This window comes from Pseudomonas sp. UBA7530, assembly GCF_002479365.1.
In the GTDB taxonomy this organism is placed as follows: Bacteria; Pseudomonadota; Gammaproteobacteria; order Pseudomonadales; family Pseudomonadaceae; genus Aquipseudomonas.
Genome location: NZ_DLMS01000008.1, coordinates 54,277 through 67,564 on the forward strand (window position 1 = coordinate 54,277; position 13,288 = coordinate 67,564).

General features: G+C 62.8%; 11 protein-coding genes and 1 pseudogene. 3 read left to right on the top strand and 9 right to left on the bottom strand.

The genetic code is table 11. From position 1 onward, the window contains the following. Window positions 1-29: 29 nt before the first annotated feature. From ispC to rpsB, 7 genes are all read right to left on the bottom strand, one after another. Window positions 30-1,214, bottom strand: a complete 1,185-nt coding sequence (gene ispC, locus B2U07_RS12775) for a 1-deoxy-D-xylulose-5-phosphate reductoisomerase (RefSeq protein ID WP_296277102.1) — start codon at window positions 1,212-1,214, stop codon at window positions 30-32. Continuing rightward, window positions 1,211-2,026: a phosphatidate cytidylyltransferase gene (locus B2U07_RS12780; protein ID WP_296277103.1), complete on the bottom strand. Its 816-nt coding sequence runs from the start codon at window positions 2,024-2,026 to the stop codon at window positions 1,211-1,213. The genes ispC and B2U07_RS12780 overlap by 4 nt, the downstream gene beginning before the upstream one ends. Beyond that, window positions 2,026-2,772, bottom strand: coding sequence for a polyprenyl diphosphate synthase (gene uppS / locus B2U07_RS12785; protein ID WP_197857841.1), 747 nt, complete (start codon window positions 2,770-2,772; stop codon window positions 2,026-2,028). Before uppS ends, B2U07_RS12780 begins: the two co-directional genes overlap by 1 nt. A 17-nt stretch (window positions 2,773-2,789) precedes the next feature. Continuing rightward, complete coding sequence (gene frr / locus B2U07_RS12790) at window positions 2,790-3,347, bottom strand: ribosome recycling factor (RefSeq protein ID WP_179577007.1); 558 nt, start codon at window positions 3,345-3,347, stop codon at window positions 2,790-2,792. Next, window positions 3,344-4,087, bottom strand: a complete 744-nt coding sequence (gene pyrH, locus B2U07_RS12795; protein WP_147809583.1) for a UMP kinase — start codon at window positions 4,085-4,087, stop codon at window positions 3,344-3,346. Before pyrH ends, frr begins: the two co-directional genes overlap by 4 nt. A gap of 188 nt (window positions 4,088-4,275) precedes the next feature. Next, window positions 4,276-5,139: a translation elongation factor Ts gene (tsf, locus tag B2U07_RS12800; protein WP_197857840.1), complete on the bottom strand. Its 864-nt coding sequence runs from the start codon at window positions 5,137-5,139 to the stop codon at window positions 4,276-4,278. Between the two features lie 111 nt (window positions 5,140-5,250). Next, window positions 5,251-5,991, bottom strand: coding sequence for a 30S ribosomal protein S2 (gene rpsB, locus B2U07_RS12805; protein WP_197857839.1), 741 nt, complete (start codon window positions 5,989-5,991; stop codon window positions 5,251-5,253). A 325-nt stretch (window positions 5,992-6,316) separates the two neighbouring features. On the opposite strand from rpsB, the gene map reads away from it, so the two are divergent. After that, complete coding sequence (gene map / locus B2U07_RS12810) at window positions 6,317-7,099, top strand: type I methionyl aminopeptidase (RefSeq protein ID WP_296277104.1); 783 nt, start codon at window positions 6,317-6,319, stop codon at window positions 7,097-7,099. Between the two features lie 60 nt (window positions 7,100-7,159). Continuing rightward, entirely contained in the window at window positions 7,160-9,856 is a 2,697-nt protein-coding gene (locus tag B2U07_RS12815) for a [protein-PII] uridylyltransferase (RefSeq protein ID WP_296277105.1), read from the top strand. 38 nt (window positions 9,857-9,894) lie between these two features. Here the strand turns inward: B2U07_RS12815 and B2U07_RS23115 are convergent, their stop codons facing one another. Continuing rightward, window positions 9,895-10,659, bottom strand: coding sequence for a methyl-accepting chemotaxis protein (locus B2U07_RS23115; protein WP_419096345.1), 765 nt, complete (start codon window positions 10,657-10,659; stop codon window positions 9,895-9,897). 90 nt (window positions 10,660-10,749) lie between these two features. Then, window positions 10,750-11,871, bottom strand: a pseudogene (locus B2U07_RS23120) (HAMP domain-containing protein); the annotation flags it as partial. A 117-nt stretch (window positions 11,872-11,988) separates the two neighbouring features. Here B2U07_RS23120 and dapC point away from each other — a divergent pair. Next, window positions 11,989-13,185 carry a succinyldiaminopimelate transaminase gene (gene dapC, locus B2U07_RS12825; RefSeq protein WP_296277107.1) on the top strand — a complete coding sequence of 399 codons (1,197 nt, stop codon included), beginning with the start codon at window positions 11,989-11,991 and terminating at the stop codon, window positions 13,183-13,185. Window positions 13,186-13,288 lie beyond the last annotated feature (103 nt).

Below are 13,288 nucleotides of genomic sequence, written 5' to 3' on the forward strand. Positions count from 1 at the left end.
GTTCTGATGCATGCCGGATGATCGCCGGCTCAACGAGCGGCTAGCCACTGCGCAGCCAGCTCACGCGCCCGGGCGTCGGCCTCGAATACCGCGTCGAGCGCTTCGACAGCCCTGACCGGTTGCGCGTTCAGCACGGACTCAATCATACCCGCGATATCGACGAAACGGATGCGTCGCTGCAGGAACGCCTCGACCGCCACCTCGTTGACCGCATTGAGCGTCGCCGGCGCACTGCCGCCGGTCTGCGCCGCCTCGCGCGCCAGACGCAGGCAGGGAAAACGCTGCTCGTCAGGGCGCTCGAAATCCAGGCGACCGACGGCGAACAGATCCAGAGCAGACACTCCCGAATCGATACGCTCCGGCCATGCCAGGGCATGGGCGATAGGCGTGCGCATGTCCGGGTTGCCGAGCTGGGCCAGGACCGAACCATCAACGTAATCGACCAGAGAATGAATCACGCTCTGCCGGTGGATAACCACCTCGATCTGTTCGGGACGCGCGTCGAACAACCAGCAGGCCTCGATCATCTCCAGGCCCTTGTTCATCATGCTCGCCGAATCGACCGAGATCTTGCGCCCCATCGACCAGTTCGGATGTGCACAAGCTTGCTCGGGCGTGACGTGCTCCAGCTCGACCAGGGGCGTTTCGCGGAAAGGCCCGCCGGAGGCCGTCAGCAGCACGCGGCGCACACCGACTGCCTGCAGGCCGCGCGAATAATCACCCGGCAGGCACTGGAAAATGGCGTTGTGCTCGCTGTCGATCGGCAGAAGAACCGCCCCGCTCTGCTTGACGGCCTGCATGAACAAGGCGCCGGACATCACCAGCGCCTCCTTGTTGGCCAGCAGTACCTTCTTGCCGGCCTGCACGGCCGCAAGCGTCGGCTTGAGCCCGGCAGCACCGACAATGGCGGCCATCACGCAATCGACGGCCGCATCGGCAGATACCGCGCACAACCCCTCTTCGCCGACCAGCACTTCGGTCGCCAGCCCGGCGACACGCAAACGGCTCTGCAGCTCGAGCGCCGAATCGGCATCAGGCACCACGGCGTAGCGCGGGCTATGGCGCACACAGAGCGCCTGCAGCTCCGCCAGGCGGGAATAACCGGTAAGGGCGAATACCTGGTAACGCTCGGGATGACGAGCGATCACATCCAGCGTGCTGAGACCGATGGAGCCGGTCGCGCCCAGCACCGTGACCTGTTGCACTGCACTCACAACGAGCCCCAGCCGGCCAGCCAGAGCAATGTGGCGAATACGGGAATCGCTGCGGTAAGACTGTCGATACGATCCAGCACGCCACCGTGGCCTGGCAGCAGATTACTGCTGTCCTTGATCCCGGATTGGCGCTTGAACATGCTTTCGGTCAGGTCGCCAACCACGGAAATCAGCACCACCACGGCAGCGCCGGCCATGGCCAGCAACAGCCCCATGCCGGACCAGCCTTGCTGCAGCCCGACCAGCAGGGTGATCAGCAGACTGGCCGCGAGGCCGCCATACAACCCTTCCCAGCTCTTGCCCGGGCTGACCTTGGGCGCCAGCTTGCGCTTGCCGAAGGTCTTGCCGGAGAAGTAGGCACCGATATCAGCGCCCCAGACCAGCACCATCACCGCGATGATCAGCGCATTGGCCTGCGGCCACTGTTTGAGCAGAACCAACCCCTGCCATGCCGGCAGGAGAATCAACAGACCGATCAGCAAACGACCCGGTACACCGCCCCAGTAACGACTGCTATCGGGATAGCTCAGCACCAGCATGGTCGCCACCAGCCACCACAGCACCGCCACCAGCAAAAGCACCGGCGCAACGGCCGGGACCAGATAGAGCAAGCCAAGCAACACAGCCACCGCCGCAGCATATGCCACGCGCAGCGACTGCGCATCGAACCCCGCCAGCCGCGCCCACTCCCACGCACCCAGGGTGACCACTGCCCCAATGAACAGCGCGAAGGCGCCACCTTCGAGCAGGAAGAAACCGCCCAGAGCAATGGGCAGCAGTACCAGCGCCGTGATGATTCGTTGTTTGAGCATTAGGAGCGTGCCTCAGCTTCCACCTGCTCGCTGGTCTTGCCGAAGCGACGCTGGCGGGTAGCGAAATCGGCCAGCGCCTTGCGCATGGCCTCGTGCTTGAAATCCGGCCAGTAAAGGTCGGAGAAGTACAGTTCACTGTAGGCCAACTGCCAGAGAAGGAAATTGCTGATGCGGTGCTCTCCCCCCGTGCGGATGCACAGGTCGGGCAAGGGCAGGTCACCGGTTGCCAGACAGCCCTGGAGCAATTGCGGGGTAATGTCTTCGGCTTGCAAATGCCCGGCCTGCACCTCACGCGCCAGGCGCTGAGCGGCCTGGGCGATATCCCACTGACCGCCGTAATTGGCAGCGATCTGCAAGGTGAAGCGACGATTGCCGGCAGTCAGCAGCTCCGCTTCGCGCATGGCAGCCTGCAACTCAGGATGGAAGCGCGAGCGGTCGCCGATGATGCGCAGGCCGATGTCGTTATCCAACAGACGCTTGGCCTCACGACGCAGCGCGCCGAGGAACAGCTCCATCAGCGCACCGACTTCTTCGGCCGGGCGCTGCCAGTTCTCGCTGGAAAAAGCGAACAGGGTCAGCACCTCGACACCCGACTCGGCACAGACCTCGATCACCGCGCGAACCGCGTCGACCCCGGCCTTGTGCCCTGCCACACCCGGCAACAGGCGCTTCTTCGCCCAGCGGTTGTTGCCATCCATGATGATGGCGACATGCCGCGGCACCGCCCCCTGGTTGTTCTTGTCCATGTGTGGGCGCCCAGCCGTCAAACGGCCATCAGGTCCGCTTCCTTGACCTCGAGCGCCTTGTCCACGTCACCGATGAACTTGTCGGTGATCTTCTGCAGCTCGTCAGCAGCGCGGCGCTCTTCGTCTTCGCTGATTTCCTTGGCCTTGGACAGCTTCTTCAGCTCGGCCAGGGCATCGCGACGCACGTTGCGCACCGCAACCTTGGCATCCTCGGCAACGCCACGCGCCTGCTTGGTGTAGCCCTTGCGGGTTTCCTCGGTCAGGGCGGGCATCGGCACACGGATGGTGGTGCCGGCGCTGCTCGGGTTCAGGCCCAGATCGGAAGTCAGGATGGCCTTCTCGATGGCGGCACCGAGGTTCTTGTCGTGCGCGACGATCTTCAGGGTACGCGCATCCTCGACGGTGATCGCAGCGACCTGATTGAGCGGCATGTCGCTGCCCCAGGCCGGGACCTTGATGCTATCGAGAATGCTCGGATGGGCACGACCGGTACGAATGGAAGCCAGGTTGCGACCCAGCGCCTCCAGGGACTTGCTCATGCGTTCCTGAGCGTCTTTCTTGATGTCGTTGATCATTGTGCATCCTCCTCGATCAGGGTTCCTTCAGCGCCACCCACTACAACGTTCAGCAGGGCGCCGGGCTTGTTCATGTTGAAGACCCGCAGCGGCATGGTGTGATCACGGCACAGGCAGATGGCGGTCAGATCCATCACGCCCAGCTTGCGGTCGAGCACCTCGTCATAGGTCAGACGCTCGAACTTCTCGGCATGCGGGTCCTTGAACGGGTCGGCAGTGTACACGCCATCGACCTTGGTCGCCTTCAGAACCACGTCGGCATCGATCTCGATGGCGCGCAGGCAGGCAGCCGAATCGGTGGTGAAGAACGGATTGCCGGTGCCCGCGGCGAAGATCACCACTTCGCCGGTCTTCAGGTGGCGCATGGCCTTGCGGCGGTCGTAATGATCGGTGACGCCGACCATGGAGATCGCCGACATGACGATGGCCGGGATGTTCGAGCGCTCCAGCGCATCACGCATGGCCAGCGCATTCATCACGGTCGCCAGCATGCCCATGTGGTCACCGGTGACGCGATCCATGCCGGCAGCGGACAGCGCCGCGCCGCGGAACAGGTTGCCGCCACCGATCACCAGGCCGACCTGCACACCGATGCCGACCAGTTGGCCAACTTCCAGCGCCATGCGATCGAGCACTTTGGGATCGATGCCGAAATCTTCCGAGCCCATCAGGGCTTCGCCGCTAAGTTTGAGCAGAATGCGTTTGTAGCGAGGTTGGCGACCAGTGGTCTGCTGAGCCATTGCAAGTCTCTCCTGCGGCGATATGAAATTCTTGAGCAACGCGCCTGGGCGCTGCAATCATCCGGCACTTCGAACGTGCCGACGACCGTAGGTTGCACGGCCGCTTGTACATTTGTCGCCCCTTATTCGGCAAAGAGGCTGCACGCGCAAGCGGGCAGCCTCTCTGGGACAACTGGCCTAACCGCCGATTACTGCTTGCTGGCAGCAACCTGAGCGGCGACTTCGGCAGCGAAGTCGGTCTCAGCCTTCTCGATACCCTCGCCCACTTCGTAACGAACGAAGGAAACGACTTCGGCACCGGCTTTCTTGACCAGGTCACCGACCTTGACTTCCGGGTCCATGATGAAGGCTTGCTCGACCAGGCTGGCTTCGGCCAGGAACTTGGCGATACGGCCTTTGACCATGTTCTCGACGATGTTTTCCGGCTTGCCGGCGATCTTCTCGGCGTTCAGCTGCAGGAAGATCTCCTTTTCCTTGGCAACCAGCTCCTCGGAAACCTGGTCCGGGGAAACTACGGCCGGGTTGGAAGCGGCAACGTGCATGGCAACGTGCTTGGCCAGTTCGTCGTTGCCGCCTTTCAGGACAACCAGAACGCCGATGCGGTGGCCGTGCAGGTAGGCACCAACGGTTTCGCCGGTAACAGCGGTCAGACGACGGATGTTGACGTTCTCGCCGCACTTGGCAACCAGAGCTTCACGAGCCGATTCGCGCGAGGCGATCAGCGGAGCAGCGTCGGTCAGGTTCTTCTCGAAGGCTTCATCCAGGCTTTCCTTGACGAAACCTTTGAAGTCGTCCTGCAGAGCCAGGAAGTCGGTCTGCGAGTTGACTTCGATGATCAGGCCACGGCCACCTTCGACGCGAACGGCGATGGAGCCTTCGGCGGCGATGTTGCCGGCCTTCTTGGCAGCCTTGATGGCGCCGGAAGCGCGCATGTCATCAATGGCTTTCTCGATGTCGCCACCAGCGGCAACCAGGGCCTTCTTGCATTCCATCATGCCTTGGCCGGTACGCTCGCGCAGTTCTTTAACCAGGGCTGCAGTAATCTCTGCCATCTTGAAAATCCTCTCGGTAGGTCTTCAACCAAATCAAATCTTTGAGTGGCAAAAAGGGGGCCTAGCCCCCTTCTTGCACAGCGCATAACGCTAAATGCTTGACGTTACCGCTTAGCCTTCGGCGCTCTCGGCTGCGGCTTCTTCGACGAACTCTTCAGTCGCGCCGCCAGCGTTGCTGCGACCACGGATCACGGCGTCAGCCATGGCACCCATGTACAGCTGGATGGCGCGGATGGCGTCGTCGTTACCCGGGATGATGTAGTCAACGCCTTCCGGGCTGCTGTTGGTATCGACGATGCCGATGACCGGGATGCCCAGCTTGTTGGCTTCGGTGATAGCGATGCGCTCGTGGTCAACGTCGATCACGAACAGAGCATCCGGCAGACCGCCCATGTCCTTGATACCACCCAGGCTGCGATCCAGTTTTTCCAGATCACGGGAACGCATCAGGGCTTCTTTCTTGGTCAGCTTGGCGAAGGTGCCGTCCTGGGACTGGGTTTCCAGCTCGCGCAGGCGCTTGATCGAAGCACGGATGGTCTTGTAGTTGGTCAGCATGCCGCCCAGCCAGCGGTGATCGACGAACGGCGAGCCGCAACGAGCAGCTTCTTCGCGAACGATCTTGCCAGCGGAACGCTTGGTGCCGACGAACAGGATCTTGTTCTTGCCAGCAGCCAGCTTCTCAACGAAAGCCTGGGCTTCGTTGAACATCGGCAGGGTTTTTTCGAGGTTGATGATGTGAATCTTGTTGCGCGCGCCGAAAATGTACTTGCCCATTTTCGGGTTCCAGTAACGGGTCTGGTGGCCGAAGTGCACACCGGCCTTCAGCATATCGCGCATGTTGACTTGGGACATGATAGTTCCTTGATAAGTCGGGTTAGGCCTCCACGCATCCCAGCTTCCAACCCTCGAACTTGTCGAAAGGCACCCAGGAAACCGTGTCGATACGTGTGTGGGTTTAGGCTTTCGGACGCAGTGCCCGTAAAGCGGCGCGTTTTATACCACACAAAGCAGTCGCAAGCTACAGGCTTCAAGCCACAAGTAGAGGCGACCCCCCTGCACCGGCGACCACTGCGTTCAGCTTGCGGCTTGTAGTTTGAGGCTTGCAGCTGCCTTTTGGGGCTTGCGCCTCGTAGCTGCTAAGATACTCCCCTTTTCCGTACGCGCCCGAGAGCTTCATATGACCGTCACCATCAAATCCGCCGAAGAAATCGAGAAAATGCGCGTGGCCGGCCGCCTGGCCGCCGAAGTGCTGGAGATGATCGGCGAGCACGTCAAGCCGGGCGTGACCACCGAAGAGCTGGACCGCCTCTGCCACGACTATATCGTCAACGTACAGAAGGCCATCCCCGCCCCGCTCAACTACAAGGGCTTCCCCAAGTCGATCTGCACCTCGATCAACCACGTGGTGTGCCATGGCATTCCCAACGACAAGCCGTTGAAGGATGGCGACGTACTGAACATCGACATCACCGTGATCAAGGATGGCTACCACGGCGATACCAGCAAGATGTTCATGGTCGGCAAGGTCGCCGAATGGGCCGAGCGTCTGGCCAAGGTGACTCAGGAATGCATGTATAAAGGCATCGAACTGGTCAAACCGGGCGCACGCCTGGGCGATATTGGCGAAGTGATCCAGAAGCATGCCGAGAAGAACGGTTTCTCCGTGGTCCGCGAATACTGCGGCCATGGAATCGGTGCCGTGTTCCATGAGGAGCCGCAGGTGCTGCACTACGGCAAGGCCGGCACCGGTATGGAGCTCAAGGAAGGCATGACCTTCACCATCGAACCGATGATCAATCAGGGTCGCCCGGAAACTCGCCTGCTCGGCGACGGCTGGACTGCGATCACCAAGGATCGCAAGCTTTCGGCCCAATGGGAGCACACCGTGCTGGTCACCGCCGATGGCTACGAGATCTTGACCCTGCGCAGCGACGACACCCTGCCGCGCACGTCCGCCTGAGACACAACCGCAACGGTGCGCAAGTCGCACCCTGTGCCCTATATAAAGGAAGGCAATTGCATGCCGCAGATGGACCCCGAACTGTTTGACCGCGGTCAGTTCCAGGCCGAGCTGGCGCTCAAGTCCAGCCCCATCGCTGCATTCAAGAAGGCCATCCGCAGCGCGCGTGAAGTCCTTGATGCGCGCTTTCGCGAGGGTCGCGACATTCGCCGCCTGGTCGAAGATCGCGCCTGGTTCGTCGACCAGATCCTGCAGGAGGCATGGAAGCGCTTCGCCTGGAGCGAGGACGCCGATATCGCCCTGCTTGCCGTCGGTGGCTACGGCCGCGGCGAACTGCACCCCTACTCGGATATCGACCTGCTGATCCTGCTCGGCAGCGACGATCACGAGGTGTTCCGCGAGCCCATCGAAGGCTTCCTCACCCTGCTTTGGGATATTGGCCTGGAAGTCGGCCAGAGCGTGCGCTCGGTGGATGAATGCGCCGAAGAAGCGCGCGCCGACCTGACGATCATCACCAACCTGATGGAAAGTCGCACCATCGCCGGCCCGGAGCGCCTGCGCCAGCGCATGCAGCAGGTCACCAGCACAGAGCAGATGTGGCCGAGCAAGCACTTCTACCAGGCCAAGCGCGACGAGCGCAGAACGCGCCACGCCAAGTACAACGATACCGAATACAACCTCGAGCCCAACGTTAAAGGCTCGCCCGGCGGCCTGCGCGACATCCAGACCGTGTTGTGGGTGGCCCGCCGCCAGTTCGACACGCTCAATCTGCAAGCCCTGGTCGGCCAGGGCTTTCTGCTGGAAAGCGAATACGCCCTGCTCTCCTCCAGCCAGGAGTTCCTGTGGAAGGTGCGCTACGCCCTGCACATGCTGGCCGGGCGCGCCGAAGACCGCCTGCTGTTCGATTACCAGGCGAAGATCGCCGCCCTGTTCGGCTATCAGGACGGCGACGGCAAGCGCAGCATCGAACACTTCATGCAGAAGTACTACCGCGTGGTGATGGCCATCTCCGAACTGTCGGATCTGATCAACCAGCACTTCGAGGAAGTCATCCTGCGTGCCGGCGAAAGTGGCCCGGCAACGCCCTTGAACAGTCGCTTCCAGGTGCGCGACCGCTACATCGAGGTCACCCACCCGAACGTCTTCAAACGCACGCCGTTCGCCATCATCGAAATCTTCGTGCTGATGGCGCAGCACCCGGAGATCAAGGGCGTACGCGCCGACAGCATCCGCCTGCTACGTGACAGCCGCCACCTGATCGATGACGAGTTCCGCAAGGACATTCGCAACACCAGCCTGTTCATCGAACTGTTCAAGTGCAAGGAAGGTATTCACCGCAACCTGCGGCGGATGAACCGCTACGGCATTCTCGGCCGCTACCTGCCGGAGTTCGGCCATATCGTCGGGCAGATGCAGCACGACCTGTTCCACATCTATACGGTCGATGCGCACACCCTCAATCTGATCAAACACCTGCGCAAGTTCCGCTGGCCGGAGCTGGCGGAGAAATTTCCGCTGGCCAGCAAGCTGATCGAAAAGCTGCCCAAGCCGGAGCTGATCTACCTCGCCGGCCTCTACCACGATATCGGCAAGGGCCGCGGCGGCGATCACTCCGAACTCGGCGCGGTGGATGCCGAAGCCTTCGCCCGTCGCCATCATCTGCCGGCCTGGGACGGCGCGCTGATCGTCTGGCTGGTGCAGCATCACCTGGTGATGTCCACCACCGCGCAACGCAAGGACCTCTCCGACCCGCAGGTGATCCACGATTTCGCCCAGTTCGTCGGCGACCAGACGCACCTGGATTACCTCTACGTGCTGACCGTGGCCGACATCAACGCCACCAACCCCAGCCTGTGGAATTCCTGGCGCGCCAGCCTGCTGCGTCAGCTCTACACCGAGACCAAGCGCGCCCTGCGCCGCGGCCTGGAAAACCCGCTGGATCGCGAAGAACAGATTCGCCAGACGCAGAGCGCCGCCCTGGACATCCTGGTGCGCGGCGGTACCGACCCGGACGACGCCGAGCAGCTATGGAGCCAGCTCGGCGACGACTACTTTCTGCGCCACACCGCCAGCGACGTGGCCTGGCATACCGACGCCATTCTCCAGCATCCTAACGATGGCGGCCCACTGGTACTGATGAAGGAAACCACCCAGCGCGAGTTCGAGGGCGGTACGCAGATCTTCATCTACGCACCGGACCAGCATGACTTCTTCGCCGTGACCGTGGCGGCGATGAGCCAGCTCAACCTGAACATTCATGACGCACGGATCATCACCTCCACCAGCCAGTTCACCCTCGATACCTATGTCGTGCTGGATGCCGAGGGCGGCTCGATCGGCAACAACCCGGCGCGCATCCAGCAGATCCGCGCCGGCCTGATCGAAGCACTGAAGAACCCCGACGACTACCCGACCATCATCCAGCGCCGGGTGCCGCGTCAGCTCAAGCACTTCGCCTTCGCCCCGCAGGTGACCATTCATAACGACGCCCAGCGGCCGGTGACCATCCTCGAGCTGACCGCCCCGGACCGCCCCGGCCTGCTGGCACGGATCGGACGCATCTTCCTCGAATACGATCTGTCGCTGCAGAACGCCAAGATCGCCACCCTCGGCGAGCGCGTCGAAGACGTATTCTTCATCACCGACGACAAGGGCCAGCCGCTGTCCGACCCCGAGTTCTGCGCGCGCCTGCAGGAAGCGATCATCGCCAAGCTCGCCGAGCCAAGTGCCCCGAGCACGACGCAGATCACCTTCTGAGCACCTGGATGCGGCGGGCGCCGCACCCAGGACCGGATTCAGATTCTGAAACTGTCCACCAGTTGCTTGAGGCGGCGGACCTGCTGATCCAGCTCGGTACAGGCGCTGAGGCTGGACTGCAGGTTGCGCACGCCGTCCTGGTTCAGCGTGTTGATCTCGGTGATGTCCATGTTCAAGCTCTCGATCACCGAGGTCTGCTCCTCGGTGGCGGTGGCCACTGACTGGTTCATGCCGTCGATCTCACCGATACGATGGGTCACCCCGCGCAGGTTCTCGCCGGCCTGCCCACCAATGCGCACGCTGTCATCGCTGAAGCGGCGGCTCTCGGTCATGGTCGCCACGGCGTCACGGGCCCCGGCCTGCAACTGCTCGATCATCTGCTGAATTTCCAGCGCCGAGCTCTGCGTACGCTGCGCCAGGTTGCGCACCTCATCGGCGACCACGGCGAAGCCACGCCCGGCCTCGCCGGCACGCGCCGCCTCGATGGCGGCATTGAGCGCCAACAGGTTGGTCTGTTCGGAAATACCCTTGATCACGTCGAGGATCTGGCCGATGTCGTTGCTCTTCTCGCTGAGCAGCTCGATATGACGACCGGAGGCCTGGATCTTCTCCGACAGCTCTCCCATCGACCCCAGGGTACGCTCCACCATGCCCTGGCCTTCCTCGGCGTCACGGCGCGCGTCGCTGGCCTGCACCGAGGCATCGGCGGCATTGCGCGCGATCTCCTGGGCGGCTGCACCGAGTTCGTTGATCGCCGCGGCGACGCTATCGGTACGCGCGGCCTGCTCGCTGGAGTTACCCATGGAGGCATTGGACGCCTGCACCACGGTGCTGACCCGCGCATGCACTTCGCGGGTCGCCGAGGCCACTTCGCGAATGGATTCGTGAATACGTTCGACGAAGCGGTTGAAGGCACCGGCCAGCTCACCGAACTCGTCACCGGAGGCGATCGTCAGGCGCTGGGTAAGATCCCCCTCGCCTTCGGCGATACCGCCCATGGCGTGGCTCATCACATGCAGCGGGCGCAGCAGGATGCGGATCAGCGCACCGAGCAGGATCAGGATGGCGACCACACCGATGACCGTGACCATCAGCGCCGAGACGCGAAACTCGCTGAGCGCGGCGAACGCCTTGCCCTCGTCGACGGACAAGCCGACGTACCAGTTCACGCCCGTAAGCCCCTTCACCGGCAGGAAGGTGACCAGGCGGGCGCTGCCATCGATGGACGAAGCCTCCTGTAGGCCTGGCTGCAGACGTGGCGCACCACCGGGAAACAGATCCGCCAGGGTCTTGAGCACCAGGCTCTTGTCGGAATGCACCAGTACCGTGCCCTTCTCGTCGACCAGGAAGGCGTAGCCCATGCCGCCGAGGTCGAAGGAATTGAGGATGTCATCGACCGTCTGCAACTTCAGATCGCCGCCGACCACGCCCTGCAGGGCGCCGCCTGCATTCACCGGCCGCGTGATGGTGATCAGCAGACCGTCACGCGGATCCGCCGCCAGATAAGGCTCGGTAAGGCCAGGCCCGTTGCTGCCCGCCGCGCTCTTGTACCAGGGACGCTGACGCGGATCGTAACCGGCAGGCAGCTCGCTGGCCGGGAACTGGGTATAGGTACCGTCAGCCTGGCCGAAGTAGGCATACAGAAAGGCCGAAGCGATGCTGCGATGTTGCAGGTTACGGCGCAGCGACTCGGACGAGCGGTCGTCCTGGACCGACTCGGCCAGGTTGTCCAGCAGTTGCATACGGCCATCGAGCCAGTGCTGGATATTGCCAGTGGACACCAGGCCGACATCGTTGAGGTAGTTCGACAGATTGTCGCGGATCGCATTGCGTTGCAGGTAATCGTTATACAAGGCAAATGACGCGAAAGCCGCGACGACGACCAGGGAAGCAGCCAGCATGATCTTGTGGCTGAACTTGAGGGTACGCATGGAGAGAGCTCGCCGGAAGGAGGGATGTACGGGTGACATGAGGATTATCGGCTGGGCACCTGTCGTCTTGAGTTGCACCGGCATCGGTTTGGCGACCTAAACGGATGGAAAACGGACGAACGAAGGGAATTTCCCCGAAGGGCCTGCCGTGCTAGTGTCGCCAGCTTTGTCGCCGCCTCACAAAGGACCCGTCGGATCATCATGAACCACGCCCTCGCCCAGCTGCAGCCCTACCCGTTCGAAAAGCTCCGCGCCCTGCTCGCCGGCGTGCAGCCTGCCGCCGACCGCTCGCCCATCGCCCTGTCGATCGGCGAACCCAAGCACCGCTCGCCGGACTTCGTCGGCCAGGCCCTGACCGCCAACCTCGACAAACTGGCGGTGTATCCGACCACCCTGGGCCTGCCCGAGCTGCGCCAGAGCATTGCCAACTGGTGCGAGCGCCGCTTCGGCGTGCCGGCGGGCTGGCTGGATGCCGCACGCCACGTGCTGCCGGTCAATGGCACGCGCGAGGCGCTGTTCGCCTTTACCCAGACGGTGGTCGAGCGCGATGCCAAGGGCCTGGTAGTCAGCCCCAATCCCTTCTATCAGATCTATGAAGGCGCCGCGTTCCTTGCCGGTGCCGAGCCGCACTATCTGCCGTGCCTGGAAGATCACGGCTTCAACCCGGACTTCGACGCGGTGCCGGCAGAGGTCTGGCGACGCTGCCAGATCCTCTTCCTCTGCTCGCCGGGCAACCCCACCGGTGCGCTGATCCCGGTGGCAACACTGAAGAAGCTGATCGCCCTGGCCGATGAACACGACTTCGTCATCGCCGCCGACGAATGCTACAGCGAACTGTACTTCGACGAGGACGCCCCGCCACCCGGCCTGCTCAGTGCCTGCGCCGAACTGGGCCGCAGCGACTTCAAACGCTGCGTGGTGTTCCACAGCCTGTCCAAGCGCTCCAACCTGCCGGGTCTGCGCTCGGGCTTCGTCGCCGGCGACGCCGAGATCCTCAAGCAATTCTTGCTGTACCGCACCTATCACGGTTGCGCCATGCCGGTACAAACCCAGCTGGCCAGCGTAGCAGCTTGGAACGACGAGGCGCACGTGCGCGCCAACCGCGATCTGTACCGCGAGAAGTTCGATGCGGTGCTGGAGATCCTCGCGCCGGTGATGGACGTGCAGCGCCCGGACGGCGGTTTCTACCTGTGGGCGCGGACGCCGGGTGACGATACCGTTTTTACCTGCGACCTGTTCGCCAGCGAACACGTGACCGTGGTGCCGGGCTCCTACCTGTCGCGCGAGGTCGATGGCGTCAACCCGGGTGCCGGACGCGTGCGCATGGCGCTGGTCGCGCCGCTGGCCGAATGCATCGAGGCCGCCGAGCGCATCGCCCGTTTCATTCGCAGAGCCTGAAGCGCTCTATAGTCGCGGCTAAAGCCCCTCCTACAGCAACCTGACATACGGGGGGCTGAGCCCGTAGGGCGGGTGCAACCCGCCAACCTGCCCCGCTTCTGAG

What these genes read in the sequence shown, in the direction of transcription:
- B2U07_RS12780 (WP_296277103.1), bottom strand. Translation starts at nt 2,026, where the DNA reads ATGCTCAAACAACGAATCATCACGGCGCTGGTACTGCTGCCCATTGCT.
- uppS (WP_197857841.1), bottom strand. Translation starts at nt 2,772, where the DNA reads ATGGACAAGAACAACCAGGGGGCGGTGCCGCGGCATGTCGCCATCATC.
- frr (WP_179577007.1), bottom strand. Translation starts at nt 3,347, where the DNA reads ATGATCAACGACATCAAGAAAGACGCTCAGGAACGCATGAGCAAGTCC.
- pyrH (WP_147809583.1), bottom strand. Translation starts at nt 4,087, where the DNA reads ATGGCTCAGCAGACCACTGGTCGCCAACCTCGCTACAAACGCATTCTG.
- tsf (WP_197857840.1), bottom strand. Translation starts at nt 5,139, where the DNA reads ATGGCAGAGATTACTGCAGCCCTGGTTAAAGAACTGCGCGAGCGTACC.
- rpsB (WP_197857839.1), bottom strand. Translation starts at nt 5,991, where the DNA reads ATGTCCCAAGTCAACATGCGCGATATGCTGAAGGCCGGTGTGCACTTC.
- map (WP_296277104.1), top strand. Translation starts at nt 6,317, where the DNA reads ATGACCGTCACCATCAAATCCGCCGAAGAAATCGAGAAAATGCGCGTG.
- B2U07_RS12815 (WP_296277105.1), top strand. Translation starts at nt 7,160, where the DNA reads ATGCCGCAGATGGACCCCGAACTGTTTGACCGCGGTCAGTTCCAGGCC.
- B2U07_RS23115 (WP_419096345.1), bottom strand. Translation starts at nt 10,659, where the DNA reads ATGGGTAACTCCAGCGAGCAGGCCGCGCGTACCGATAGCGTCGCCGCG.
- dapC (WP_296277107.1), top strand. Translation starts at nt 11,989, where the DNA reads ATGAACCACGCCCTCGCCCAGCTGCAGCCCTACCCGTTCGAAAAGCTC.